26 protein-coding genes and 1 pseudogene are annotated in these 24,360 nt (G+C 60.0%); 6 read left to right on the top strand and 21 right to left on the bottom strand.

What is annotated here, in order from left to right; genetic code table 11:
• Positions 1–10 precede the first annotated feature (10 nt).
• From AB5K84_RS09815 to AB5K84_RS09785, 7 genes are read right to left on the bottom strand one after another with little or no spacing between them, the layout of a single operon-like run.
• Entirely contained in the window at positions 11–667 is a 657-nt protein-coding gene (locus tag AB5K84_RS09815) for an aspartate/glutamate racemase family protein (protein WP_011089936.1), read from the bottom strand.
• A gap of 8 nt (positions 668–675) precedes the next feature.
• Positions 676–1,560, bottom strand: a complete 885-nt coding sequence (locus AB5K84_RS09810) for a polysaccharide deacetylase family protein (protein WP_011089937.1) — start codon at positions 1,558–1,560, stop codon at positions 676–678.
• Positions 1,547–2,362 (bottom strand): ABC transporter substrate-binding protein, encoded by an 816-nt coding sequence (locus tag AB5K84_RS09805; RefSeq protein ID WP_038965486.1) that lies wholly within the window; start codon positions 2,360–2,362, stop codon positions 1,547–1,549. Before AB5K84_RS09805 ends, AB5K84_RS09810 begins: the two co-directional genes overlap by 14 nt.
• A 16-nt stretch (positions 2,363–2,378) precedes the next feature.
• Entirely contained in the window at positions 2,379–3,143 is a 765-nt protein-coding gene (locus tag AB5K84_RS09800; protein WP_011089939.1) for an amino acid ABC transporter ATP-binding protein, read from the bottom strand.
• Positions 3,140–3,997 (bottom strand): amino acid ABC transporter permease, encoded by an 858-nt coding sequence (locus AB5K84_RS09795; protein WP_028172971.1) that lies wholly within the window; start codon positions 3,995–3,997, stop codon positions 3,140–3,142. Before AB5K84_RS09795 ends, AB5K84_RS09800 begins: the two co-directional genes overlap by 4 nt.
• A complete protein-coding gene (locus tag AB5K84_RS09790) occupies positions 3,994–4,821 on the bottom strand; it encodes an ABC transporter substrate-binding protein (protein WP_011089941.1) in 828 nt (275 codons plus the stop codon). Before AB5K84_RS09790 ends, AB5K84_RS09795 begins: the two co-directional genes overlap by 4 nt.
• A 39-nt stretch (positions 4,822–4,860) precedes the next feature.
• On the bottom strand, positions 4,861–5,817 hold the full coding sequence (locus AB5K84_RS09785; protein ID WP_074077758.1) for an N-carbamoyl-D-amino-acid hydrolase: 957 nt from the start codon (positions 5,815–5,817) through the stop codon (positions 4,861–4,863).
• 151 nt (positions 5,818–5,968) lie between these two features.
• On the opposite strand from AB5K84_RS09785, the gene AB5K84_RS09780 reads away from it, so the two are divergent.
• Positions 5,969–6,895 (top strand): LysR family transcriptional regulator, encoded by a 927-nt coding sequence (locus AB5K84_RS09780; protein WP_011089943.1) that lies wholly within the window; start codon positions 5,969–5,971, stop codon positions 6,893–6,895.
• 42 nt (positions 6,896–6,937) lie between these two features.
• Complete coding sequence (locus AB5K84_RS09775; protein ID WP_011089944.1) at positions 6,938–7,657, top strand: type 1 glutamine amidotransferase; 720 nt, start codon at positions 6,938–6,940, stop codon at positions 7,655–7,657.
• A 120-nt stretch (positions 7,658–7,777) separates the two neighbouring features.
• Here AB5K84_RS09775 and AB5K84_RS09770 read toward each other — a convergent pair whose 3' ends face one another.
• The 5 genes from AB5K84_RS09770 to AB5K84_RS09750 all read right to left on the bottom strand — a co-directional run bounded on the left by AB5K84_RS09770 (position 7,778) and on the right by AB5K84_RS09750 (position 10,753).
• Entirely contained in the window at positions 7,778–8,245 is a 468-nt protein-coding gene (locus AB5K84_RS09770) for a nuclear transport factor 2 family protein (protein ID WP_011089945.1), read from the bottom strand.
• A gap of 79 nt (positions 8,246–8,324) precedes the next feature.
• Positions 8,325–8,729 carry a YbgC/FadM family acyl-CoA thioesterase gene (locus AB5K84_RS09765; protein ID WP_082901058.1) on the bottom strand — a complete coding sequence of 135 codons (405 nt, stop codon included), beginning with the start codon at positions 8,727–8,729 and terminating at the stop codon, positions 8,325–8,327.
• 53 nt (positions 8,730–8,782) lie between these two features.
• On the bottom strand, positions 8,783–9,226 hold the full coding sequence (gene ybgC, locus AB5K84_RS09760) for a tol-pal system-associated acyl-CoA thioesterase (RefSeq protein ID WP_011089947.1): 444 nt from the start codon (positions 9,224–9,226) through the stop codon (positions 8,783–8,785).
• A gap of 222 nt (positions 9,227–9,448) precedes the next feature.
• On the bottom strand, positions 9,449–9,634 hold the full coding sequence (locus AB5K84_RS09755) for a hypothetical protein (RefSeq protein WP_018641664.1): 186 nt from the start codon (positions 9,632–9,634) through the stop codon (positions 9,449–9,451).
• 672 nt (positions 9,635–10,306) lie between these two features.
• Complete coding sequence (locus AB5K84_RS09750; protein WP_035665968.1) at positions 10,307–10,753, bottom strand: Panacea domain-containing protein; 447 nt, start codon at positions 10,751–10,753, stop codon at positions 10,307–10,309.
• A gap of 590 nt (positions 10,754–11,343) precedes the next feature.
• On the opposite strand from AB5K84_RS09750, the pseudogene AB5K84_RS09745 reads away from it, so the two are divergent.
• A pseudogene (locus AB5K84_RS09745) lies at positions 11,344–12,673 on the top strand (IS5 family transposase).
• 576 nt (positions 12,674–13,249) lie between these two features.
• Here AB5K84_RS09745 and AB5K84_RS09740 read toward each other — a convergent pair.
• Positions 13,250–13,978: a hypothetical protein gene (locus tag AB5K84_RS09740; protein WP_131234201.1), complete on the bottom strand. Its 729-nt coding sequence runs from the start codon at positions 13,976–13,978 to the stop codon at positions 13,250–13,252.
• A gap of 16 nt (positions 13,979–13,994) precedes the next feature.
• Complete coding sequence (locus AB5K84_RS09735) at positions 13,995–14,507, bottom strand: DUF488 domain-containing protein (protein WP_018641667.1); 513 nt, start codon at positions 14,505–14,507, stop codon at positions 13,995–13,997.
• Positions 14,508–15,071: 564 nt separating this feature from the next.
• Here AB5K84_RS09735 and AB5K84_RS09730 point away from each other — a divergent pair.
• Positions 15,072–16,652, top strand: coding sequence for an alpha/beta hydrolase (locus AB5K84_RS09730; protein WP_049826435.1), 1,581 nt, complete (start codon positions 15,072–15,074; stop codon positions 16,650–16,652).
• Positions 16,653–16,665: 13 nt separating this feature from the next.
• On the top strand, positions 16,666–17,859 hold the full coding sequence (locus tag AB5K84_RS09725) for a hypothetical protein (protein WP_028159538.1): 1,194 nt from the start codon (positions 16,666–16,668) through the stop codon (positions 17,857–17,859).
• Here the strand turns inward: AB5K84_RS09725 and AB5K84_RS09720 are convergent.
• The 6 genes from AB5K84_RS09720 to AB5K84_RS09695 all read right to left on the bottom strand — a co-directional run bounded on the left by AB5K84_RS09720 (position 17,856) and on the right by AB5K84_RS09695 (position 22,370).
• Positions 17,856–19,664 carry a DUF2326 domain-containing protein gene (locus tag AB5K84_RS09720; protein WP_018641670.1) on the bottom strand — a complete coding sequence of 603 codons (1,809 nt, stop codon included), beginning with the start codon at positions 19,662–19,664 and terminating at the stop codon, positions 17,856–17,858. The genes AB5K84_RS09725 and AB5K84_RS09720 overlap by 4 nt on opposite strands.
• 1 nt (position 19,665) lies before the next feature.
• The gene (locus AB5K84_RS09715) at positions 19,666–19,866 is read right to left on the bottom strand and encodes an ABC-three component system middle component 8 (protein ID WP_441232389.1); all 201 of its coding nucleotides are present in this window, start codon (positions 19,864–19,866) and stop codon (positions 19,666–19,668) included.
• 25 nt (positions 19,867–19,891) lie between these two features.
• Positions 19,892–20,863: an ABC-three component system protein gene (locus AB5K84_RS09710; RefSeq protein WP_018641672.1), complete on the bottom strand. Its 972-nt coding sequence runs from the start codon at positions 20,861–20,863 to the stop codon at positions 19,892–19,894.
• A gap of 270 nt (positions 20,864–21,133) precedes the next feature.
• Positions 21,134–21,280 carry a hypothetical protein gene (locus tag AB5K84_RS09705; protein WP_018641673.1) on the bottom strand — a complete coding sequence of 49 codons (147 nt, stop codon included), beginning with the start codon at positions 21,278–21,280 and terminating at the stop codon, positions 21,134–21,136.
• Positions 21,281–21,310: 30 nt separating this feature from the next.
• Positions 21,311–22,036, bottom strand: coding sequence for an integrase (locus tag AB5K84_RS09700; protein WP_011089949.1), 726 nt, complete (start codon positions 22,034–22,036; stop codon positions 21,311–21,313).
• Positions 21,999–22,370, bottom strand: a complete 372-nt coding sequence (locus AB5K84_RS09695) for a hypothetical protein (RefSeq protein WP_074077759.1) — start codon at positions 22,368–22,370, stop codon at positions 21,999–22,001. Before AB5K84_RS09695 ends, AB5K84_RS09700 begins: the two co-directional genes overlap by 38 nt.
• 317 nt (positions 22,371–22,687) lie before the next feature.
• Here AB5K84_RS09695 and AB5K84_RS09690 point away from each other — a divergent pair, with 317 nt between their 5' ends.
• Positions 22,688–23,053 carry a hypothetical protein gene (locus AB5K84_RS09690; protein WP_014492324.1) on the top strand — a complete coding sequence of 122 codons (366 nt, stop codon included), beginning with the start codon at positions 22,688–22,690 and terminating at the stop codon, positions 23,051–23,053.
• Here the strand turns inward: AB5K84_RS09690 and AB5K84_RS09685 are convergent.
• Positions 22,998–24,329 carry a tyrosine-type recombinase/integrase gene (locus tag AB5K84_RS09685; RefSeq protein ID WP_014492323.1) on the bottom strand — a complete coding sequence of 444 codons (1,332 nt, stop codon included), beginning with the start codon at positions 24,327–24,329 and terminating at the stop codon, positions 22,998–23,000. The genes AB5K84_RS09690 and AB5K84_RS09685 overlap by 56 nt on opposite strands.
• Between the last annotated feature and the right edge of the window lie 31 nt (positions 24,330–24,360).

Genomic DNA, 24,360 nt, shown 5'->3' with positions numbered 1-24,360 from the left:
CTGAAGGACATTACGTGTTCAACAAGACCGCGCCGATCGCAGCGGCCACCGCCTGCTGCGCCGGCTCGACCACGGGCACGCCGATCGCATCCGCGATTGCCGCGCGGTGGGAGGCCATGCCGGCGCAGCCCATCACCACGACATCGGCGCGGCACTGCGTAACCAGCGCGCGCCCGGCCTCGATCAAGCGGCCGCGGATGTCCGCGCCTGCCGTCTCCGCCGCGCTCGCGCCGACCGACCAGCTTCCGGCATAGCGGCTGTCGACGCCCATCACGCGCGCCATGCGCTGCTGGCGGCGGATGCTCGACGGCGACAGCGCGATGATGCCAAAACGTTCGCCCAGCATCAGCGCGCGAAAGATGCCGCATTCGGCGATACCCAGCACCGGGCGGCCACCGGCCGCCTCACGCGCCGCATGCAGGCCGGGATCGCTGAAGCAGGCGAGCACGAAGGCATCCGCATCGTCGCGCGTGACGCGATTGACCAGCGGCATGACCACGCTGTCGGCATCGCGCTGCGAGCTGATGCCGGGCGGGCCCTCGGCAAGGCCGACCACCTCGATGTCAGGCCCGCCAACGATCCGCAGCGGCGCCACCGCGTCGTCGATCGCCGCCGTCACCGATGCCGAGGAGTTGGGGTTGATGACGAGGATACGGCGACGGGTCATGGCGTGGCTCAGCGGCTGCCGGCTTCGTGGCGCAGGAAGTTTTCCGCGATCTTCTCACCGGTGGTGATCCAGACGTCGGGGCAGGACTTTGCGTAGGTCAGGAACTCGCGCAGCAGGCGCAGTCGCATCGGACGGCCGCTGCATTGCGGATGCAGCACCGTCGTCACCATCGCGCCCCAGTCGCGCACCTCGTCCAGCTCGTCCTTCCAGAGCGAGAGCACGTGCTCCTTGGGGAAGATCGGGCGCGGGCTGAAGCGCGCGGACAGGCCGTGCATCCAGTCGTCATAGCTCGCGGTCACCGGCAGCTCGATCGTGCCGGGCTTGCCGTCGGCGAGACGATGGCGATAGGGCCTGACGTCGTCACGGAACGAGGACGTGTAGACGATGCCGTGCCGCACCAGCGCAACGCGCAGCTCCTCGGTGAACTCGCCGTAAGGCGCGCGATAGCCGGTCGGCCTGACGCCAAGCCGGCGCTTCAGCGCCTCGAAGCCACGCTCCAGCTCCTCCTCGATCCAGGGATCGCCGGGATCGGGCAACAGATGATGATAGCCGTGATGGCCGATCTCGTGGCCGGCCTTGAGGATCGATTCGGCCATCGCCGGATGCGCATCGACCGACCATCCCGTGACGAAGAACGTCGCCTTGAGATCGAGCTGGTCGAGCAGCTCCAGAAGTTTCGGCGTGCCGACGCGCGCCTCATAGCCGCCATAGCTCATGGTGATGAGCCGCTGGGCGTGCACGGCGTCCTTGCTGGTCCAGGCGCTCTCCGCGTCCACGTCGAACGACAGGAACATCGCCGACTTGTATGGCTTCGGCCAGGGATAGTCCGGTGCGGGATCCGCGGTGTTGGCCGGAACGAGCGGGATGCTCTTGAGTGCCTTACTGTCCAGCATTGATGGTCGCCTTCTCTATTGCGTTGTCGCTCAATTTCCACTTCGCCAGCAGCGTACGATACGTACCGTCGGCGATCAGCGCATCGACGGCCTCGAGAATGGCCTGCTGAAGTGCCTTTTCCTTGACCGGCAGCGCGATGCCCGTGAACTGCGTCGCGAAGGGATCTCCGACCGGCGCATAGGTGCCGGGCTCGAGGTCCATCAGATAGGGCAGCGTCTCGTTGCCCTGCACGGCGGCGTCGATACGGCCCTGCCTGAGCTGCGTGCGCGCATCGGCCGAGCCGTCGGTACCGACGAACTGGATCGGATTGCTGCCGCAATTCTTCTGGCTCCACTTGTCGATCTCGGCCGGAAACATGGTCCGGCGGCTGGCGCCGACCTTCTTGCCGCAGAGCGCAGCCATGTCCTTGAACTCGGACGCGCGGGACTGCTGCACGAAGAATTTTGGGCCGCTGCGCAAATAATCGACGAAGGACGCGATCTCGTGCCGGCTCGCATAGTCGGTGAAACCGGACAGGATGGCATCCACCCGCCCCGTCGAAATCGACGGCATGAATTCGGCAAAGCTGGTCTCGGTCCATTCGATCTTCACACCGAGCTTGCGCCCGAGCGCCTCGCCGAGATCGATGTCGAAGCCCGTGAGCGCGCTGGTGGCGGGATCGCGGAATTCCATCGGCGGATAGTTCGGCACCAGCGCCACCTTGAGGCTGCCGCGCTTTGCGATGTCAGGCGGCAGCTCGATCGCCAACGCCGAAACAGTCATAGCGCCCAAGAACGCCGCCGTAACCAAAAGCCTCTTCATCACCACACCCCCAATATCAGATCACCGCCGAAAGAAATGCCTTGGTGCGCTCCTCGCGCGGCGTACCCAACACGTCGGAGGCGCGGCCCTGCTCGACGATCGCGCCCTGGTCCATGTAGACGACGCGGTCGGCGACCTCGCGCGCGAAGCCGAGCTCGTGCGTCACCACCATCATGGTCATGCCGCTCTTCGCCAGTTCCTTCATGACCGCGAGCACCTCGCCGACGAGCTCGGGATCGAGCGCGCTGGTCGGCTCGTCGAACAACATCAGCATCGGCTTCATGGCGAGCGCCCGCGCGATCGCCACGCGCTGCTGCTGGCCGCCGGAGAGCTGCGCGGGATAGGAGTCCGCCTTGGCCGCAAGCCCGACACGGCGGAGCAGCTCGAGCGCCTCAGTGCGCACTTCGTCGGCTTTACGCCCCTGCACCTGGGTCGGGCCCTCGGTGATATTCTCCAGCGCGGTCTTGTGCGGAAACAGGTTGAAGCGCTGGAACACCATGCCGGTCTTCAGCCGCTGCCGCCCGATCTCCCGTTCGGTGAGCCGATGGAGCCGCCCGCCCTGCTCGCGCACACCCAAAAGCTCGCCGTCGAGCCAGATGCCGCCGGCATCGATCGCGGCGAGCTGGTTGATGCAACGGAGCAGCGTGGTCTTGCCCGAGCCTGAGGCGCCGATCAAGCACATCACCTCGCCGGGCCAGACGTCGAGCGAGACGTTTCTGAGAGCCTGGAACTCTCCAAAGTTCTTGCTGACGGAGCGGATCGCGACGAGGGGTTTTGTCATCGCGCCAGCCGCAATGTGCCGCGTGCAAAACGGCGTTCGAGCAGCATCTGAAGCGGGGTCAGGATCGAGACCACGAGCAGGTACCAGAGCCCGGCGACGATCAAGAGCTCGATGACGCGGGAATTCGCGTAGTAGATGTTCTCGGCGTTATGCAGCAGCTCCGGATACTGGATGACGCTCGCGAGCGAGGTCGCCTTCACCATGCCGATGAACTCGTTGCCGAGCGGCGGGATCACCACGCGCATCGCCTGCGGCAGGACGATCCGGCGCAGCGCACGCAGCCGCCCCATGCCGATCGCCTGCGCTGCCTCATATTGCCCGATGTCGACCGACAGCATGCCGGCGCGCATCACTTCGGAGGTGTAGGCGCCCTGGTTGATGCCGAGCCCGAGCAGCGCGGCGAGGAACGGTGTCATGACGTCGACGGCGCGCGCGCTCCACAGGCCCGGGATGCCGATGGTCGGAAACACCAGTGCGAGGTTGAACCAGAGCAGCAGTTGCAGGATCAGCGGCGTGCCGCGAAACAGCCAGGTGTAGCCGGCGGCCACCGTCTTCAGAACCGGGTTGGGCGACAGCCGCATGATCGCCACAACGATGCCGAGAAAGATGCCGAGCATCATCGCCAGCACCGCCATCACCATGGTGTTGACGATGCCTTCGAGGATAACCTTCACGGTCAGGAAGCGGCTGACATAGGACCATTCGATCTGACCGTTCGCAAACGCGCGCACGATCGCCGCCAGCACGAGGACGATCAGGGCCGCGCTGAGCCAGCGGAACCAGTGCGGCTCGCGCGCGATCCGCATCCCCGACAAATCAGGGAAACCCTCCGCGAGTGCCGGCGCCGGCTTCATTGCGGCGCCGCGTTCAGCATGGGCTGGGCGACCGCGTTCGCGCCAAGGCCCCATTTGTCGAGAACGGCCTTGTAGGCGCCGTCGGCGATCATCGCCGTGAGCTTCTCGGTCACCACCTCGCGCAGGGCCGCATCGTCCTTGCGGAACATGATGCCTTGATAACCCTTGGCGAAGGCCTCACCGACAATGCGGTATTTGCCGGGCTCTTGCGTCTGCGCATAAGGCAGCGTCTCGCTGCCCTGCACGGCGGCGTCGATGCGGCCCTGCTTGAGCTGGTTGCGGACGTCGATCGAGTTCTCGCCCGGCACGTACTGGATCGCCGGCTTGCCGGCCGCCTCGCAATTCTGCTTGCTCCACTTCTCGATCTCGACCGGGAAGCTGGTGCTGCGGGTGGTGCCGACCTTCTTGCCGCAGAGATCGGTCGCCGCCTTCGCCTCGCTGTCCGCCATCACGAAGAACTGCGGGCCGGTCTGGAGGTAATCGACGAAATCGGCGGTCTCGCGCCGCGAGGCGCGGTCCGAGATGCCGGAGATGATGAAATCGGCGCGCTTGGTCTGGAGCGATGGGATCAACTCGGCGAACGGCGTCTCGCTCCAGACGATCTTGAGGCCGCCGAGCCGCTTGGCGAGCTCGTTCGCAAGATCGATGTCGAGCCCGACCAGCTCGTTGGTCGCAGGGTCGCGATATTCCATCGGCGCGTAGGTGGAGTTGACCGTGAGCTTCAACGCGCCCGCCTGCTTGATCTCCGCCGGAAGCTCGGCCGCCTGCGCCGACGTCACGGCAGCCAAGGCTGCTAGGCTGAGAAAATGCGAGAGGCGTGTCATGTCAGCTCCTTTGCCAACGCCGCGACCGGCCGTTTGAGATCAATCCGCGTCAAGAACAGCCGGCTCGATGACGCCGGCGCGTTCGGTGATCACCCTGTATTGCTCGGGACGCCGGTGGGCGGCGAAATTGAACATCTTGTCCTTGCCCTGGCGGCAGAGGTCGAGATCGATGTCGGCGACGACCACCTCGTCCGCCAGCGTCTGGGCCTGCGCGACGATGCGACCATTGGGATCGACGATGCAGGAGCCGCCGATCAGCCCGGAGCCGTCCTCCTCGCCCGCCTTCGCCACCGAGATCGCCCAGGTCGCGTTCATGTAGGCATTGGCCTGCGTCACCAGCGTCGAATGGAAGGTGCGCAAGGCACCGTCTTCGGTGGCGCCACCATTCGGATCGTAGGCAGCGGAATTGTAGCCGATGCAGACGAGCTCGACGCCCTGCAGGCCGAGCACGCGCCAGGATTCCGGCCAGCGGCGATCGTTGCAGATCATCATGCCCATGATGGCGTGGGCCCAGGCCGAACCGGCCCGGAAGGCGGGAAAACCGAGATCGCCATATTCGAAATAGCGCTTCTCCAGCTGCTGGTAGCGCGCACCCGGCCGCGGCTCGACCGAGCCCGGCAGATGCACCTTGCGATAGCGGCCGAGAATCTCGCCGTCACGATCGACCAGGATGGCGCAATTGTAGCGGCGGCCGTCCGGCGTCAGCTCGGCATAGCCGACATAAAAACCGACACGGAGCGCACGTGCGCGGTCGAACAGCTTGGCCACCGCCGGGTTGGGCATGCCGCGCTCGAAATATTGGTCGAGCGCCTCGCCCTCCAGCAGCCAGCGCGGAAAGAACGTGGTGAAGGCAAGCTCCGGGAACACCACGAGGCTGGCGCCGCGGCCGGCGGCCTCCTCCAGCAGCGCGAGCATGCGCGAGAGCGTATGCTCACGCGAGTCTGCTTTCTGCGTCGGGCCCATCTGGGCGGCGGCGGCGCGAAGGACACGAACCAAGATTGCCTCCAATCTGTGCGCAGTGCCGCCTCAATGGGCGAATGAACCCCTTGATGCGACGTGCAAATCCGCCGCCATTACGCGGAAGCGGGGCTGCAAAATCAATTCGTTCTGCTATGATGTTTTGGCCCTGAGTATAATCGGCAGTGATATGAACCTGCGTCAGCTCGAGATCCTGCGCGCCGTCATCCGCCACCGCACCACCGTGGCGGCGGCGGATGAGCTGGCACTGTCGCAGCCCGCGGTCAGCAATGCGCTGAAGACCATGGAGGCGCAGGCGGGTTTCGCGCTGTTCGAGCGCGTCAACAACCGGCTGTTTCCGACCGCCGAAGCGATGGCGCTCTACAAGGAGAGCGAGGCGATCTTCGCGCTGCACGCAAAACTCGAGAACCGCGTGCGCGATCTGCGCGAGAACCGGTCCGGGCATCTCGCCATCGTGGCGACGCCGCCGCTTGCCTACAGCATCATCCCGTCCGCGCTGTCGGGCTTCCTGCGCCGCCGCCCGGAGACGCGCGTCTTCTTCGACGTGCGGCGCTACGAGGGCATCATCGAGGGCGTGCTCAGCCGTGTCGCCGAGCTCGGCTTCGCGCTCGGGCTGACGCATCATCCCGGCATCGCGCACGAGGTGGTGCACACCGGCGAGATGGTCTGCGTGCTGCCGCCGCAGCATCCGCTCGCCGACCGGCCCGTGATCTCGGCCGCCGATCTGTCCGGCCTGCCCTTCATCGGGCTCGAGCGCGGCACACGCCTCGGCGAGGCCGTGCGCGACAGTTTTGCGCGGGCCGGCGCGCCATTCCGGCCGACCGTCGAGGTGCGCTACTGCAACACCGCCTGCGTGCTCGCTGCCGCCGGCGTCGGTGCCGCGGTGGTCGATCCGTTCTCGCCGCGGCAGAACGGCGGCAATGGCCTCGTCGTCCGGCCGTTCACGCCGACGACCCATGCGGTCGCCTACATGCTCTGGTCGGAAGCCGAGCCGCTATCACGCCTCGCCAAGGCCTTTCTGAGCGAGGTGCGGAAGCAGAGCGCGCTGCTGGAGGGCCCAGCGCCACACCAGCAACATGGGGCAGAAAGCGACTGAGCATCGCAACCTTTGACCTTGTCCTTTTGACCTTGGGGGCACATGGCACGCATCACCATCATCGAGACCGGGCAGGTCCCGCAAGAATATCGCGAGCAGCACGGCTCGTTTCCCGACATGTTCGAGCGCATGGTCCGCGCCGAGGATCCGACGGCCACGGTCGACGTGATCAGCATCCCGAATGGCGATGCACTTCCCGATCCAGGCAAGCTCGAAGCCGTGCTGATCACCGGCGCGGCCGCCGGCGTCTATGACGGGCTCGACTGGATCGCGTCGCTGGAAGATTTCGTGCGTACGGCTTACGCCAACAAGACGCCGATGGTCGGCGTGTGCTTCGGCCATCAATTGATCGCGCAGGCCCTGGGCGGCACCGTGCGCAAGTCGGAGAAAGGCTGGGGCATCGGCCGGCACGTCTATCAGGTGCTGCCCGAGAACGGCGTCGTCGAAGGCGAAGCGGTCGCGATCGCCGCCTCACATCAGGACCAGGTGGTCGAGCCGCCGACCGACGCGCTGACGATCCTCTCGTCCGAGTTCACCCCGCATGCCGGCCTGCTCTACGCCAACGGCGCGACGCTGACCGTGCAGCCGCATCCGGAGTTCGACGTGGAGTTCGCGCAAGTGTGCTGCGAGCTGCGCGACGGCAAGGCGCCGGATGACGTCGTCGCCACGGCGCGCGCGTCGCTGGCGCAGCCGCTGGACAACGCGAAGCTCGGTGGGGCGATTACGCGGTTTCTGGCGCGCAAATCTCTCCCCACATCCTGAGGAGCGCGCTCGCGCGCGCGTCTCGAAGGATGAAGGCCCGGATGCAGCAGCAGGGCCTGCCTGGTTCGAGACGCCGCTTCGCGGCTCCTCACCATGAGGATTGAGAGTTGCTTGCGCGGCTCAGAACGGATCCGTCCCCAACCCCGCCACATCCGCCGGCCGCGGCCCCGGCGCGGGCCAATGAAACCGGCGGTCCTTCTCTGCAATCATGATGTCGTTGATCGACGCCTCGCGCCGCTTCATCAGGCCGTGCTCGTCGAACTCCCATTGCTCGTTGCCGTAGGAGCGATACCACTGGCCGCTCGCGTCGTGCCATTCGTACTGGAAGCGCACCGCGATGCGGTTGCCGTCGAAGGCCCAGAGGTCCTTGATCAGGCGGTAGTCGTGCTCCTTCTCCCATTTGCGGGTGAGGAAGGCGACGATGGCCTCGCGGCCCTGGAACACCTCGGAGCGGTTACGCCAGCGGCTGTCCTCGGTATAGGCGAGCGAGACACGTACCGGATCGCGCGAATTCCAGGCGTCCTCGGCCATGCGGGCCTTTTGCGCAGCGGTCTCGCGGGTAAAGGGGGGAAGCGGCGGACGCGACATGGTGGCCTCATCGGTTGGTCGGGGCCGCAAATCTATCGCCGCAGCCGGCGGAGTCGAGTGGCCATCACCAATCGGGCGATCACGAAATCAGATCAGCCTTCATCAGCGTGCGGATCGACTTCGGGATCGGCTGGGCACGGCCGCCGCTGATGAAGGCGACGCGCACTTCGGCCTTGACCAGCACGTCCTCGCCGCGCCGGACCTCCTGTGCGAGCATGATGGAGGCGCCTTTCACCGCGATTGGCCAGGTCACGACGTCGAGCACGTCGTCCATCCGCGCGGGCTTGAGGAAATCCAGGTGCATCGAGCGCACCACGAAGGCGAAGCCGGAGTCCTCCGTCGCGGGCTGCTCGAACAGCGCCTGCTGCTCGGCGCCCATCAGCCGCAGATGATTGGTCCGCCCCCGTTCCATGAAGCGCAGATAATTGGCGTGATAGACGATGCCGGAGAACTCTGACTTGACGATATCGCAACAAAAGGCCAACGCATTGATTTCATTGGGTCGCTGGAGCGTTAAAGCGTGAACGAAAGGCAGATTTATCTGTGCTCTTCCATAGCAAGCCTCAGAGCCTTTGGGATGCGCTGCGCTTTTCCGCCTGAGATAAACGCGACCCGTACACGCGCCGAGACCAAGAGATCACCCCCGCGCCTGCACTCCTGCAGCAAGGCAATCGACGCGCCTCTCACCTCTTGCGGGACCGTGACAATGTCAAGCAGGTCGTCCAAGACTGCCGGTTTTAGAAAATCGATTGTCATCGAACGGACAACGAAGGCGAAGCCCGGCGCATCGTTCCGCGTTTCCTCGAGCAGCGCTTGCTGATTGGTGCCGAGCAGGCGCAAGTAATTCGTTCTGCCACGTTCCATGAAACGCAAAAAATTCGCGTGATAAACAATCTGGCCGGAATCGGTATCTTCGAAATAGACGCGGACCTGCATGTAATGCCGTCCGTCTCGAATTTCGCCGTCAAGAGAGAGTGTCACAGCGCGGTTTCCTCTTATTGCGCGTACAGGGACCCATGGTCTTGCACAGAGGCGGTTTTCTGAGCAATCGTCTTGAGCTTGGCTCCTGCTGCCGGAAGCTGAGGCAACCGCCTGAATGCGGCAGGCGTCGCGCTGCTGCCATCGACTTCGGATGAATATGTCGGAGATCTATCGTCAACGCGTACCCGGCTTGAGGACGACGTTCATGAATGCGCCTCCGGCTCATGAACCTAGGCGAGCCAGTCCTTCGCCGCAATCGCTGAACGAAAAATCGCCGAGGCCGGCGAGGCCGTAAATGGCCTTGCCCTTGGCGATGGCCTCGTGCTCGCTGCTGGCGAGCACGAGGGTTTCGTATGTCATCCAGCTTTTGAAGCCGACGTCGTAGCCCCGCGTGGCGGCTGGGCTCATTGCCCCGCCTCCGCGTCGGCCTTGGGTTCGCGAACCACGAGGCGGCCGTTCAATGGCAGGCAGCTCAACTGGATGTTGAAGCCCTTGCCGTCCTGTTGCCAGGCCGCGCGCCGATCTTGGTCCAGAAGGGTCTACAAGGCGACAAAAGCAGAAGAGCGCCTCAACTCGTCTCAAGTTCATTTCGAGCTCTGGACCAGCGGCGGCTTCACAGATGCCGCAATCGCTGTTCTTGAAGCTGCTCGATCCACGACCAAGCGTTACAACATAGGCTGGAAATCCGGCAAGGAGGTCCGCGCCGAGCTCGCTCGCACAAGCTCAAGAGTACTTTGCCGCTACGGCGATCAAGGAGGCCGATCTCACGTTGAGCGAAGTAAAGCTCGGGCCGGCCAGCTACGGGATGGGAGACCTTATCCTGAGCGGGACTGTAGCGAACGACCAACGACGCCTTGGCCACCATCTTTTTCCAAGTAATCCTCACGGACTGTCGGGAAGCCACTTGTCGCGTTGTCGGTCAGAAGGACGCCTCGGCATCAGTTTCAGTCCCGCCCAAGCAGTTACGTTCCTTCAGCTCGTATGCGATACGCTTTGAAAATCTCCCCCCTGTCTCCGCGGCGAAGCGCTCCTGGACGTATCGGATCACTGGCCTGCGGGCCGGGTAACTCCGACTCTATGTCAGGCTATCGATCGTTGCTTCAAGGAGCTCACCCAAGTCGCTGATGACGCCGAGACTCCAGCACGGGCCTCGATCCACGGCTCTTCTCGGTGTGTCATTTCCTCGAGTTGGTCGCCGGAAAGCGGGGCGTAGACCTCGAGCACGGAGTTGATAAAGGCGCGGTCAGCCTCAGTCAGGCCCATCGGATCAAAACCTTGCCGGACATCAGGAAGCCCGACCGACGAATACATCGCCTTCGTCTGAACGAACCGGTCATAGACGGCGCGGCTTAGGGGCCCATGAACCCAGGCCTGAAAACTGTTTTGAGGAAACAGCGGACCACGACCAAAGGCCAGGCTCCAAGCCTGGCAGTAGTAAAGCAATTTGTGCAACTTCAGGACGTTCAGAAATCCGCCGTCCTCCGTAAGCCTCACAATGATGTAGTCGCAAGCATCCTGAATGTTCATCTTGGCCTCTATGACGAAGACCATATCATATCGCGACTCGGCGGTCACGGAATCTAAAGTCGTGCTTTGTCAAGACGTTCAATTGGAGCTGCGGCACGGCAACGCAAAGACTGATTCGCGGCCGCCTCAAGTCGGGGGGCCGGCGCCGGGGCGCGTTAACCTTTTGGTAGATGTTTCATTTTCTGGCCTATTTGAGCGAAACTAGCTCTGACGCCAATTCCGCGCGTAGGCTTCTCAGGCATTGCCGGGGAGAGGGCATCGCTAGAAATCCGACTGACCTCGCCGGCTGCTCACGATCCGCAGGAGGTGGCTGGCGATTATCAACATCTCGGCCGCCCTTTCGGATTCGACAAGTCAACGTTCCTATGGCTTCTTGGGTTCTTAAAGACGCTGACTGCGACCCCGCTGGCCGGATTAGTCGCCCGTGAAGAATTCGGAAGCGATTGATCTGTCGCAGTGATTTGACGCGAGCAAGTATTCGATTTTGCAAGAAAGCCGTGGGTAGGTCCTGGTTTTCTTGCGTTTTTGGATTCCGGATTGGGCGGCTTCGTGATTCCTTTGACGGCGAGATTCGCTGTTGGGGAGAACCCATGAGCCATCCGCGCGACGATCGTCAGGACGATCTGTTTCGTCCATCTCTGGAGAAGATCATCAACCTTCGCCATCCGTTGGTGCGTCTGGCGGCGGAGATCGATTGGGACTTCCTGGCGGGACGCTTCAGTTCGGTCTGTCGCCTCGGTCCGGGGCAGCCACCGTTGCCGACACGATTGGTAGCCGGACTATTCATCCTCAAGCACATGCACAATCTCTCTGACGAGGCGCTGTGCGGGGGTCGAGAACCCGTATTTTCAGTATTTCTGCGGCGAGGTGGTGTTCCGGCACGACTTGCCATTCGATCGCTCGTCGCTGACCCGCTGGCGCCAGCGGCTGGGTGAGGAGCAGATCGCCGCGCTGTTGCAAGAAAGCCTCTCGGTGGCGCATCGAACTGGGGCAATCGAGACCAAAGATCTCGAGCGGCTCGTTGTGGATACCACCGTACAGGAGAAGTCGATCGCGCATCCGAGCGATGCGCGGCTCATGCACCGGGCGATCGAGAAGCTGGTCGGTTTGGCCAAACGCGAGAGCGTCGAACTGCGCCAAAGCTATCTGCGCGTGGCCAGGCGCGCCGCCATCATGGTGGGACGCTACACGCATGCCCACCAGTTCAAGCGTGCCCGGCGAGAGCTCAAATTCCTGCGCACCCGGCTTGGCCGCATCATCCGTGACATCAGACGCAAGATCGAGGGCGACCCTGCGCTTGAGGATCGCTTTGGTCCGCTGCTCGATCTCGCCCACCGGGTTCGCCATCAAGAGCAGCGTCAGCGCGGTCCCAAGGTCTACTCGTTGCACGCCCCCGAGGTGGAGTGCATCGGCAAAGGCAAGGCCCGGGCACCTTACGAATTTGGCTGCAAAGTCTCGATTGCCACGCCTGCCACCGCGCCCAAAGGCGGGCAGTTCGTACTGCATGCCAAGGCCCTGCACGGCAATCCCTATGACGGCCACACGCTCGGTCCCGTCATCGCCGACCTCGAAAAGCTCACTGGTGTTGCAGCGCGCCGCATCCACGGCGACAAGGGCTACCGCGGCCACAACTATCCTGACCGATTCAAGGTCTGGATCAGCGGCCAGGTTCGCCGTGTCACCAAAGCCATCCGCCGCGAGATGCGGCGTCGCGCCGCCGTCGAGCCTGTGATCGGCCATCTCAAGGACGACCACCGAATGCGCCGTAACCATCTCAAGGGTCGCGACGGCGACCGCACCAACGCCGTGCTCGCCGCCGCCGGCTACAACTTCAGCCTGCTCCGCCGCTGGCTCACCGAACTTTTATGCGGCCTGTTATGGATACTCTGTCGCCACCTATCGCAACCACACCTTGCGTAAAACGGTGCTCAGGGACGTTCTTCACGAACGACGGATTAGCTGTCAAAGTCACCGACGGCTTTTTCCTCGTCGGACTGTCAAACGTCGATGCCGACCGCTCCCGGAACTACAGCTGCTGAACGACCGCTCTTGGTTCGACATGCCGCTCCAATACAAGACGCAGCGCCGTGCCATTTTAGCGATCGAGAAGGGACCGTCAGGCGCGGACGTCTTTGCATCCGCCTTTTCGGCATGGGGTCAACCGGTAACCCCTGTCGAGAGCAAGCCGCCGGCCGCACCCCCGGTCAGCCCACAAACGTTCCGCTCACCGGTCGTCTTCCCAAAGGACGTTTCGCCCAGCTACTCGTCGGAGGAACCCGGACAAGCTCGAATGCTGACTTGTCGCGATCAGTATGTGGCCAACAAGGCTACCGGTTCGAATGGAGGCATGCTGTGGATCCAAGACAACGGTGGCTACTACGCGGAATGCAATAAACGCTAGAAGGGTTGCCCCCTCAGTAGCGTGGCGTGCGTGTGCCGAAGGTGCCATTGGCCATACAACCATGAGGTCAGGCCGATGTCGAATCCAAGAGTGAGTTAAAACATTGAACCTTGGTCAATATCGTCTTGGCGCACCACTCCGTTGATGAGCCATGTGTCTTGATGGAGTGAGTGGGTACCCATCGCCAAGAGCATTCCTTTCTCCGGATACTCTTTCCCGAACACTCGCTCCATGTCGGAAAGCGCTCGCTGATCACCATAGTCGCGCGACCAATTATGATACGTGGCCTCGATTTCCCAATCCTGACACGTACCTTCGCGAATACCGTCGTCAGTTCGGTAGCGATATTTGAAATTATACGGACAGGGATTGTAGTTGTTGGTCACTTGCTTCGCGAAAAGGTCATCTTGCGCGCGGATTGAATCGAATAGCTCTTTTTCCACTTTGACTTCTGCTGCATCCTTTTTTTCGATCTTGAATGCAATGATCTCGGGCCTGAGAAGCGCAAAGCTTCTGCCGGCCTCGCGTTCCCGCGCCAAGCTTGTCACGACGGCCTTTGCAAGAAACGCCGCTCGCTCCGATTTCTTCAGCTTGCCGACAATCTCGATTGACTGCTGATCCACTCGGCGGCTCTCGACCCGCCTATCATCGTTAGGCAGTCGCCAGTTGAACCTTATTCGATCCCAGCGGCCAAATTTTTTCGACTGCTCGAGCGTTCGAAAGGACACCGGATACAATCTGAGCCAATTGCCGTATAGATCGATCCCAGCACAGCAGACCGTTTCACCATGACGTCGGCCGACCTGCGGCGCCGCCTTCACCATCACTATTGCCTCGGTGCTACCCCATGTGGGCGGGTGTCCTGTCATCGGAGGAAATTCGGCCCCTCGGCACTTTGTGACCGGCTAACGGTGCTGCGCTCAAATGAACAAGCTTAAACTTACCGCGCCTCACCATCGAATCAGCGACGATGCAGCGGTGGCAATTGGTGTGATCCTGTTCAAAGCAAAGCAAACATGCAACGGATTTCGAGGCGGCCGAGAGAGCATCAGTTAAAGCTTGCTGCGCCGCAGTAGTCATCATGTGTGCCGCGAATATTCGGCGGAAATCAGAAAACCGGCCCTCCCGGGCGGCCGTCCGCCCGGGCTTCGGATCGCCAAGCCCCTTAAGGTGCAGATATTGGATACCGGCTTTATCCAATCCCTGCGCAAGGGCAGTTTTCGAGAAGCCCGGTTTGCGCGAAATCGGCACGTCTCGGACGTCGATCAGCAGCTTGACGCCATTTTTCTGAAGGCTCGCGAACAGGTCGGATGGCTTGCAACCTTCGTATCCAACGGTGAAAAGTGTCGTCATGTGCGTGCTCTCCTACAGTGCTTCCACCATGTTCGCCAAAGGTTGACAACCCGTGAGGATGATTGCCGCATGCCCATAGATGCCATGCTGGTCGACATCAATGCAGGGACGGCCCTTCGGCGGCTCGGCAGTGCTGCTCCTGCCATTCTTCGACAGTGAGAGGGTGGCGCCTCCCGCCATCGTAGAGCACCGCGTGCCCTCTAAATGCGACATGCGCGAGGCCGTCCCTCAACCAACCCTGGACGGTTTCCGCGGTCGGTGGCTGTTCGCTCCCTGGTATGGGGCAGGTGGCTACAATGACGTGGGGAGTACCGGGGCGGACGTGCTCACCCTCGAGCTGCTGGAGAGGAGCAACAGTATAGCGGCGCCGAAGGCGGGATGCGGGGCCGAGTGCCGTCCGCAAGGAACATCTCGCAATCGCAGAAAACGCTTGGGAGAGATATAGCCAGGAAAAAGATTGTTTATAGAGAGATATACAACCGGTCTCCCATAGAGCAAAATTGGCCTCACTCGCATTGATCGTCCGGGAATTCCGGGTCTCTCAAAAATCGCTTCGAGGCCATCATGATCAAGTGCCGTATTCCGGTTTTAGCCGTATTGAGTTTTTTTTACCTCGTGTGTTCACCGGCATGGCCGCAGGCGCCCGCGCCTCTGGCCCTTGCGACCCAAGGAAGTCAAAGTCCCGACTTGGGTGCAGCAGATCCTGTGCAGGTTGCAACGGATATCTTCTTGGCCTTTGGATCCAATGACTTAACTGCTTTCAGGCCGGTTCTTGAGTCAAAGATATTCGAGCATCTGTCGGTGAATGGCGACAAGCTTTCCGAACAAGTCCAAGACTTGTCCTTGCCCCGAAAAGCCTCAGTCATTGCCAGCGGGTACGTGAAACCAAGGTACTTTTTTGAAGTAGAGCTGACTCATGACCTGCTGCGCGGTGATCCGGGCGCAGTTGTCGCCGCTGGAGGCCAACGGAGCTATTATCTCATCGGCTACAATACGGAGGTCGGCCTGATAGACGCCTTCGCTTTCCGAATCGACTTTCGAATCTTCGAAAGTAACCGACCAAATCTCGCATTTGGGAGTAATCTGCGGGAAGAGCCAATGGTTAGTGCAGGTGCCGCGTTAGCGACAGGCCCAGATCCTGATCCGCGCACGATCGACTTTTTGTTTGCGACGACGAGAGCACGTGAGCAGAAGTCGTTTAGCGAAAAGCGAGGCACAACCATCACATTCGGCGGTCTTCGTGTTAGGATTCCGGACGACCACAAGATGGGGAACGTACGGGTCCCGAAAATCCGCGAGGCACTCATCGGAACTTATGAAGAGAAACTCGATCCTGGAAAGCACTTTGTAATTTCTAGGCAAGGCGTTATCGGAAAGCCTACGTGGTCTGATACGGCTAAGGCGGCGCGCACTACCGAAGCGCTCGTGTTTGTACACGGCTTCAACAACACTTTTGACGATGCCGTATATAGAGCCGCTCAGGTCTTCTGGGATCTCCAGTACAAGGGCTTGCCTGTTTTGTACTCGTGGCCTTCTTGGGGTAACGCGAGAAACCCGCTCGATTTGGCGCGGTCTTATCTCTACGATCGAGATAGCGCCCTGACTGACAGCGATAGCTTTCTAGAGCTTCTCCGATTGCTTCGTGATGAGCTTGGGATAAGGCGGGTAAATATTGTGGCCCACAGTATGGGCAACTATCTTGTGCTGAATGCGCTTCGAGGCCAAGCGTCCTCTCAGGACAGTAAGAAGTTCGGTGAATGGATTCTGGCCGCGCCGGACGTCGATAAGGACCAGTTTATGCGGTTCGTTCCAGGCGTTCAGGGGCTGCTCACTGGTGTGACGTTGTATGCATCGGCTTCAGACAAGACACTTCTGGCATCTATGAAGGCGGCAAGAAACGTGCCGCGAGCGGGATATGTGTATGGTAAGCCGCTAACGTTGCCGGGAATTGATTCAATCGACGTCACCAGAATGGGCGACGAGTTGTTTGGACTGAACCATGACACGTTCGCCACCAACAGGTCATTGATCGATGACATGGGATTGCTGCTCGATGGTGTACGGCCACCAAACAAGCGGCTTCGGCAGATCATACCGGTACCGGCCAACCCGCCGCCGCCCAAATACTGGGAGTTCGCTCCGTAGTGGGAAAGCGGCCATGCGCATATTCTCGTGGAATCTGCTTCGTGGCTTCGTTGTTGGTAGTCTGCTGATCACGTCCGCGGTGGTCAGAGCCGCGACAATAGACGTCACATTTCCGGATCGAGCGCCCGACGCAGTGGGCGCGATCACCATCTCTTTGACCGGCTTTATCGAGACGGAAGATGGAGACATCTTCCTGAAAAAACTGGCAGCGGCAAAAAAAGCCCTGTTCGAGAAAGACAATCCGGATCTTATTTACGAGATATCAGGTCCCAGCTATTTGCAGATTCGGCTCGAATTGGACAGCAAGAACGGAGGCGAACTCTCTGCGGCCTTAAAGATCGCCGCGGCTGTTAGAGAGGATGGGATAGCGACGGTGGTCAAGAAGGGAAGCTCCTGTGTGTCCGCATGCGCGTTTATCTTCCTGGCAGGCGAGAGCCGCGTTCCATATTCGGACGTGACCAACCACCGAATTCTGCAGCCTGGAGGATTTGTCTTTTTTCATTCTCCGCATCCCCAACGGCGGCGACCGGGAACGTTTGCCGAAGGCAGAAAAGCAGTTCGAGAAATGCTGCGTGTTCTTGGTCCTCGGCTTCCGCCTCACCTTGCCGTTGAGATCCTCCTGAAAGAGCCCCATGAGTTCCTATCAATCGATACCGTTGCGGACGCAATCAAATGGAACGTCGATCTCGAAAAGATTCGCGTTCCCTGGCCGCGGCGATCCGGCTTTCTTCAAGCCTGCAGAAATTATCTTGTGTTCAAGAAAGGCAGACCGATCGACGATCTGACTGTCGGGGTCAAGGAGCCAGAGAAGCCGTCAACACCAGACTTCGGCCTTCAAGATGACAGGCCGCTTCGCGCTGATGACAGAGATCCCCTGACGAAGCTGGAAGCCTCCTTGTTACCAGAGGAGAGTCCTGAGCTTCAGCAGGCCAGGATTGAATTCCGGGCTCCAATGTTGATGCGCATGGTTTATATCGGAGAAGGAGAAATGGCTTCGCAGTTTGTCTTCGACGCGGGAGATATAAGGGGCGCCATTCCATGCACCATATGGAGCGGAAACTATGATCTCCATGTGAGTGAAAGACTTGTTCCGCTAACTAAAGAAAGTCTTGAACAAGAGATGGGGGATGGTCGATCAGCTCCCATACCCTACTGGTACCAATATCCACCGGACACGGAGCTTAGCTCTATAGCGGGAGATTACTAGAACTCGGCCATCTTGAACAAGCGCCCATCGGCCCCATCGTCGTGTAAGCGGAGCACGACCTCGTCCTCTGCGAACGTCGGTGGGGATTTCTCATCAATACGCGGGAGGTCCGAAGCGATCAGCGTCATTATATACTGGATCTTCATCGTACTAGTTTGCTCGCGTACGACCTCCAACAGTGCGAGTTTTTTTCGATCATCAAGAGCTTCAAAGATACCGTCATGGTACACGAAGTGGAAGAAACCAACGTCCTCATAAACCTTTAGCAGCGCCAAGTCGAAAAGTGCGCAAACCAGCTTTTTGTAGCTGGTCCCCTCTCCCTGGCTGGACGTCTTCCCGGTTTGCCCTGGGGTCCCGAGACCGATGGTGTAATCGAAATTACCGTTTGAGTTTACATGGAAGTAGAAAATGCCCTCGTGACTAAGCACTCGCTGACAGTAAGCGTTGAAGACGCGGCTGAAGTTTTCATAGATCGGCGTCGGCCTAGCAACCATCGCCTTGATTTCATCGACTACTCTGCCCCGCTCCCGCTCGCTCTCACGCACCTGCAGCGCGGTGGCCGCCACCACTTCAAGCTTCTTGCGTTGCTCATCGAGATAGACAAGTTGCGCTTTCTGCTCGGAGAGTTCGCGCTGCAAGGTTTTGAACTTATCAAACGTGTCTGTGCTGCGCAGAACTCGAAGTTGCTGCTCGCGCCGTTGATCCAAGCTGGTCTTGCGAGACTCTAGCTCCACCCGCTCCTTGTCGAGCGTTGTCCTGCGGGTTCTCAAGGCGGCGTTTCGTTCGCGAGTGACCTTCTTATTGAAGTCCACCAGGTCTTCGTATTGCTTCTTCACCTGACCGGCGAACAAAATATTGGATTCGGAGAATATGGTTGCGACCTCGTCCAGATCGAACCGGTCCTTATGCTCCATCGCCACATCAATCTGCCTAACATCGTAGTTGATGTTGTAGAGGCGCTCGTTGATATCTGAGATTTCACCCTCAACCTCATCGACGAGGTTTTTCATGATACGGCGCTCTTCAGCGTCGAACTCAAAGGCGTCAAGCTGAGCCTCAAGTTCTTCCACCTGCTGCCGCAAGACAGAGATTTGCGCCTGGAGCTTTGGAAGGTCCTCTTCCCGGTACTGGACTTCTGCCGCCTGTTCAGCCTGGCGCTGCTTCAGCGCGCCGATGGAGTCGTCAAGCTCGTACTTGCGCTGCACCGGCGATTCACTAAAGCCGAAGAGGTGAGCAACGAACGGCTTCCAGTGTGCGTCCTTACCCATTTGGAACTTCTGTAACTGAAGCTCATCGCTGAAATCACCTTGGGCCCTCAAGAAATACGTGATGGCCATTCGGTAGTCGTATGGCTTTAGGACCTTCAAGTCGAGCCAGCCGTCCAGCAGCTTGACGGCCTCCTCGCGACTCAGCTCGGCGTGATCCCATTGGTCGTCAGGCAGGTCAACCAACCGCCTGCCGCTCTCGGCGTGCTTTGTCAGAGCAACTTTGTTGGGGTTGTCCGCACCCCGTCGAATGGTAGCAAACTCACCTGAGTTTAGGGCTACCTCGATAAAAAACTGATAGCCAGCAAAGCGGTCTTGATGCTTGACCAGAAACTGCTCCGGAGCGGTGCCCTTGAGCATTAGAAATTCGATAAGATGAAGAAGGGTGGTCTTGCCGAGGTTGTGGGAGTCGCGCTTCTTGTCCTTAGGCTTCTTAACATCGCCAAAAATGACATTGAGACGATCAGCATGCTTGCCGAAATTGAAATCTATCGGATGAAAGAGGTCATCCTTATTGGAGTAAATGCGACTGATCTGCATGTCAGTTCGCCCTGTACTCTATGACGTCGTTTTCTGCGTGATATTCAATCTTGCCCATCAGGTATAGGAAGCTTAGTGCAGGCAAAAATGTGATTTCTCCATCCCCGCCGACGCGCCTGATGACAATGCCCCGCAGACGCTCGAACTCCATCACGCCGCGCTTCTTAAGCTCACGGAGCATGATGGCCGCGATTCGCAGCACGGAGACATCCAAGTTGAGGTGTTTTCTAGGCGTGAGCATTGTCGGTCATCGGTGTTGTTGGAAGTTTTTTCGATCCGATGTCGCAGTTGGCATACATGTAGTGAAGCATCACGCTGATCATACGCCGCTTGCCCTTCAAAGCGACACGTTTCTTTTGAATCTCCTCAATTAGAAAAGCAAAGACGCTATCAAAGGTTTCAAACTGCGGGCGCGCGGCCAAAATCTTTTGCTTCAGCTCGTCAGCGCTATCGTGATAGAGAGCGGCAATCTCCGTATTCCGTGGATTGCTCAAGAAATGGTCTATCCGCGAAAAGTGCGGGAATGAGTTATTCACGATGACCTGGTTATAGTAGTCATCTGAAAGTCCGTTGATCTTGTTTTTCTCTTCTCGCAGCTTGAGCTTCTCAAAGTCGCGCGCGCTGTTGAAGGCGCTCATCACCGAGCCATCAGCATAGTCGTGAACGGCACCGATAACCTCAATGAGGTCGTCAGGCTCAAACCGGAATGGGATTGTGTCCTTCCTGTTCGGCAGCCACTCTCGGAGTTGCTGCATATCATCCAGCGCAGTATTCAAGCGTTCGATCCCGATGATATGAGCACTCTTCACGCCAAGCGCCATAAGACCAGCTATCAGCTTCTCGTCGGCGCCGCCGGTATAGCGGCGGTTGGTGAAGACCATGTAGTGGTCACACAATCCTTTCTTCCCCAGCCGTTTGATTTTGGCATGCTCCTTTTTCAGGAGCCGCTCAAAGTCCTTATCCGAGCACGACTTGTCGAATACGGCGACGTGCTTCGCCTGGAGTACGACATCCCCCTCCAAAGGCTGCGTGGTACTGGGAAAGCACTCAGCCTTGCCATTGAATTTTCCGTCACGACCTCCGTCGCGGCCTGGCGCGAACGGTGTGACGCCTTCCCCGAGCCACTTCACGCAGATCTTGACGACAAGCTCTTCAAATTCGCTCTCGCTAAGTTCGTAAAGGCGGTAATCGCGGCGCATATATAACCTTGTTCCAAATAGAATTGAGTGACCAGCAACGTGACGCGAATTTGGGCTCCAGTGCTGCCCACGCGTACCAGTAGGGAATCAATGTGGATAACGCAGTGGTTGCAATACTGACGTAATATCGCCTTCAAGATCAAGGGGAGAGCGCCTGCGCGCCAAAGGCGAACCGCTAAACGGGTTCGTAAGAAAGATCGGGCCCTTCGGCCCAGTAAGAATTTAGAGCCTCCACCAGCGGTTTCGGCGCTTCTTTATGTTGATTTAGGTTCAGACAAAATCCTGCGCCTCAGGATCAACCGGCGCTTGGTAGACCTCACTCAACTGCCTGCGAGGAGCGGGCTTGGCCTGACGCACATTGATGGCGGAAGCATCGAGCCTGTTCTTGATGTGCGCCGCATAGAACTTCTCGATCATCTCCACTGAGGTTCGGCAGTTCTTCGCTATCTAGTAGCTGTCCGCCCCTTCCATCAGGCGCATGCAGATGTAGGTATGCCGCAGGCTGTATGCGGTCCGCCGATTGCCATCCCGATCCAGCTTCAACTCGCTCCTATCAAGCAGGGCATTGAACATCTTGATGTGATTGCCCGGAAACACGTGGTCGGTCGGCTTGGGCAACTGCGGCGGCTCGTTAGAGGGCGGCAGCTTCGCCCGCACCCGCGCTCTGCCCTGCTTCACGTATTTCGCGCGGCCTAGCAGCCGCTCATAGGGTCGCACCGCGCTCGGCATGCTCTTGCAGTAGCCGACGCCCCGCTTGCCGCGCACCTCGATTTCCAGGATGCGCTCGCCGCTACGTTCGTCCTCAACAATGGTCACGTCGCGATGCTGGAGGTTCTTGGCCTCATCCGGCCGCAAGCCGGTGTTGGCCAAGAACAGGACGTAATCATGCAATTGCTCGGCACTCCAACGGTGGTGGATCTGGCTGGCCTTCGCGTGCGCCCGCGTGGTTTCGTAGAGCTGCTTGTATTCCTCGGGGCTGAACCACGGCCGATGCACCACCTTCCCCGAAGTCTTATAAGGAGGAGAGAAGTCCGGCAGGTGCGCGAGCCATTCATGGCGAATGGCAGTCTTCAACACCTGCCGCAACGTCACGACCTCGTCGTGGATAGTGCTGCGCGCGGGCGCCTTGCCGGTCTTAGACGTTGCGATCCGGTGCAGGCGATATTCCTGCACCTTGCCTGAAGAACGGCAACAGGTGCAGGCGAAGCCTGATCTCGTAACCCTGGACCCAGCGCTCGCTGCGCTGGCCCTCGGTGATCACCTCATACTCTTTCAGGAATTGGTCAGCGGCTTGGCGAAAGGTCTTCTCATTCACCAACAGCCCCGCCCGCGCCTTCCCACGAAGACCGATAAACGAGTCCTCCGCAAACTGCTTGGCGAGGGAGAGATCTTCCTCTCCGGTCGTGCTGCGGTGTTGGCGGCCGTCGATGGAGGCCGAACAGTGCCAATACCGGCCGTTTCGCCGGTATACCTGAATCAGACCACCTAGAAGCTCGTGCCTGGCCATCATGCACCTCCACGTGCATTTTAGCGCAGGCAACCAAAAAGTCGAATTTTGTGCTAGGCGCGTGCTAGGCCATTTACGAAAAATTAAAGGGTTAGGCTTTCGCCAACCCGTTGTATTACATCAGAAATTTGGTTGCGGGGATAGATTTGAACCTATGACCTTCAGGTTATGAGGCCGAAGGTCTGCCGGGCTGGAACCGGTTCGTCCTATTTGTACGCCACAGCTACCCAGCAACCATACCTGCGCACTTGGTTTCTTTCTTGCCGGAGCAGCCTACGATCTTATTGCCCAGACCGATCATGGTTCGGGGCGGAGGCATGCGCGGCAAAGACGAAAAGATTGGGATCGAGGCATTTGGGTCGGCAGGTTCCAGCAAAATACCGCGGGCGAATCGCCGTCGCAAGAACCGTGGCATGCCGCCGCCCGCGACGTTCGATATCGATACGCTGCCGGGCAGCTCTAATTTGACGGCATTTGAGGCGGCCGCGGTCATCCGGCGTACGCCCGGCGCGTTGGAGCAGTGGCGGCGCAATCCGAGCCACCCGCTGAAATGGCGCTACGTCGATGGCCGCCCCCTCTATCGTGTCGATGCGGTACGCGACTATCTGGCCAAGTGCGATAAGACCACTAAGATGCCTCAGCCGCATAATGCTCACGGAGACGGCCGAGGAGCTCGGCCTTGATCGGGTCAAGCGGATTCGTCCGCTGCAGGCGCACGATTTTGCCGACCCGTTTCGCGCCGACCAACTCCGCAATGTAGTCGTGAGCCGCTTCGAACGCCATTTTGCGGATGATCCACTGTTCGTCGTGATTGTAGACCTGATCGATTCCGCTTGGCCTTTGCCCGACACACAGCCGCTGGATTTCGTTGTCGTAGCCGCAGCGAGACATGACGGTTCGTAAGCTGCGCCTTAGGTCATGCATGGTAAACTTGGCAACACCCGCTTCCTTGACCAGGCGGTTGACCATCTTGGTGAACCCGGACATCTGGCCGCCGGTCTTTGGTGACGGGAAGACATAGTCGGACGTTGCGCGCTGGAAGTGTTTGGCGGCCGCGAGCACCTCGTTTGCGAGGTGGGTGCGCGGCACGTCGTGGTGCAGGCCCATCTTGGTCCACGCCGCATCGAAGGTGATACGGTCATCCATGATGTGCTTTCGCCACTCGATCATGGTAGGCTCGCTGCGGCGCGGGCCACCGAGCAGGCACATGCGAGCCAGGAGACCAAAAGCCCCGAGCTTGCCGGATGCATCCCAGACTTTGATGATTTCCTCATCGGTCAGCGCGCGGCCCTTCGTTCGGCGTCCGACCCTTTGCGCGCGGGTTTCCTTGGGCGCGCGATAGCCGGCGAGCACGTTGTGCTCGACATAGCCCTCACCGACGCACCATTCGAGCAAAGTATGCACGTGCTTGCGCAAGTCCTTGGCTGCACCACGCTTGCCGGTCTTGGCAATCTTATCGACCGCAGCCATGATCTGCCGTCGCGTCAGGTCCCCCACGCCGCTCTCGGCGTGATCCTTGAGCCCGCGCCGCAGCGCCGACATTGCTGGCTTCCAGTTGACGACTTGACGTTCGGTCATAGACGTCTGGTAAGGACCATCTTCAACAATGAGGGTCGCGAGCGTGGTGCGCTGCTTCTCGGCTGCCTGTTGCCGCCTCGCCTCGCGCTTCGCGTCGTTCGGGTCCAAGCCCTTGACGACTTCGCCTGCGGCGATGGTGGCGGCCTTGCGGGCGGCCTTCTCATTATATTTGGGCCACGCGCCGAGGGTCTTGCGCTGGGTCCCCCTCACCCCCGGCTTGGTGAAGAGGTAGACCCAGGTCCGGCCGCCGGTGGCGCGCATGCGCAAGGCGAGGCCGGGCAGCTTGTCGTCGTGGAGATAATGCTGCGCCTTACCCGGCGGCAGCGTTGCGTTGCGGATCACCGCATCGGTGAGTGTCAGCTGGTTGGCCGGCTCCGTCATGATTCCTTCCCTCTCTCTGTGCCCCAGTGTG

This window comes from Bradyrhizobium sp. 1200_D9_N1_1, assembly GCF_052075915.1.
Taxonomy (GTDB): domain Bacteria; phylum Pseudomonadota; class Alphaproteobacteria; order Rhizobiales; family Xanthobacteraceae; genus Bradyrhizobium; species Bradyrhizobium diazoefficiens.
This window is presented reverse-complemented; position numbering and strand designations above follow the sequence as displayed.

Bases quoted from the DNA above. Each gene is read 5' to 3' on its own strand.
- AB5K84_RS09810 (WP_011089937.1), bottom strand. From the start codon at position 1,560: ATGCTGGACAGTAAGGCACTCAAGAGCATCCCGCTCGTTCCGGCCAAC.
- AB5K84_RS09750 (WP_035665968.1), bottom strand. From the start codon at position 10,753: ATGAACATTCAGGATGCTTGCGACTACATCATTGTGAGGCTTACGGAG.
- AB5K84_RS09800 (WP_011089939.1), bottom strand. From the start codon at position 3,143: ATGACAAAACCCCTCGTCGCGATCCGCTCCGTCAGCAAGAACTTTGGA.
- AB5K84_RS09775 (WP_011089944.1), top strand. From the start codon at position 6,938: ATGGCACGCATCACCATCATCGAGACCGGGCAGGTCCCGCAAGAATAT.
- AB5K84_RS09790 (WP_011089941.1), bottom strand. From the start codon at position 4,821: ATGACACGCCTCTCGCATTTTCTCAGCCTAGCAGCCTTGGCTGCCGTG.
- AB5K84_RS09795 (WP_028172971.1), bottom strand. From the start codon at position 3,997: ATGAAGCCGGCGCCGGCACTCGCGGAGGGTTTCCCTGATTTGTCGGGG.
- AB5K84_RS09695 (WP_074077759.1), bottom strand. From the start codon at position 22,370: ATGGCCAGGCACGAGCTTCTAGGTGGTCTGATTCAGGTATACCGGCGA.
- AB5K84_RS09720 (WP_018641670.1), bottom strand. From the start codon at position 19,664: ATGCAGATCAGTCGCATTTACTCCAATAAGGATGACCTCTTTCATCCG.
- AB5K84_RS09730 (WP_049826435.1), top strand. From the start codon at position 15,072: ATGATCAAGTGCCGTATTCCGGTTTTAGCCGTATTGAGTTTTTTTTAC.
- AB5K84_RS09740 (WP_131234201.1), bottom strand. From the start codon at position 13,978: ATGGTGAAGGCGGCGCCGCAGGTCGGCCGACGTCATGGTGAAACGGTC.
- AB5K84_RS09685 (WP_014492323.1), bottom strand. From the start codon at position 24,329: ATGACGGAGCCGGCCAACCAGCTGACACTCACCGATGCGGTGATCCGC.
- AB5K84_RS09690 (WP_014492324.1), top strand. From the start codon at position 22,688: ATGCGCGGCAAAGACGAAAAGATTGGGATCGAGGCATTTGGGTCGGCA.
- AB5K84_RS09710 (WP_018641672.1), bottom strand. From the start codon at position 20,863: ATGCGCCGCGATTACCGCCTTTACGAACTTAGCGAGAGCGAATTTGAA.
- AB5K84_RS09705 (WP_018641673.1), bottom strand. From the start codon at position 21,280: ATGATCGAGAAGTTCTATGCGGCGCACATCAAGAACAGGCTCGATGCT.
- AB5K84_RS09805 (WP_038965486.1), bottom strand. From the start codon at position 2,362: ATGAAGAGGCTTTTGGTTACGGCGGCGTTCTTGGGCGCTATGACTGTT.
- AB5K84_RS09815 (WP_011089936.1), bottom strand. From the start codon at position 667: ATGACCCGTCGCCGTATCCTCGTCATCAACCCCAACTCCTCGGCATCG.
- AB5K84_RS09725 (WP_028159538.1), top strand. From the start codon at position 16,666: ATGCGCATATTCTCGTGGAATCTGCTTCGTGGCTTCGTTGTTGGTAGT.
- AB5K84_RS09735 (WP_018641667.1), bottom strand. From the start codon at position 14,507: ATGACGACACTTTTCACCGTTGGATACGAAGGTTGCAAGCCATCCGAC.
- AB5K84_RS09755 (WP_018641664.1), bottom strand. From the start codon at position 9,634: ATGAGCCCAGCCGCCACGCGGGGCTACGACGTCGGCTTCAAAAGCTGG.
- AB5K84_RS09770 (WP_011089945.1), bottom strand. From the start codon at position 8,245: ATGTCGCGTCCGCCGCTTCCCCCCTTTACCCGCGAGACCGCTGCGCAA.
- AB5K84_RS09780 (WP_011089943.1), top strand. From the start codon at position 5,969: ATGAACCTGCGTCAGCTCGAGATCCTGCGCGCCGTCATCCGCCACCGC.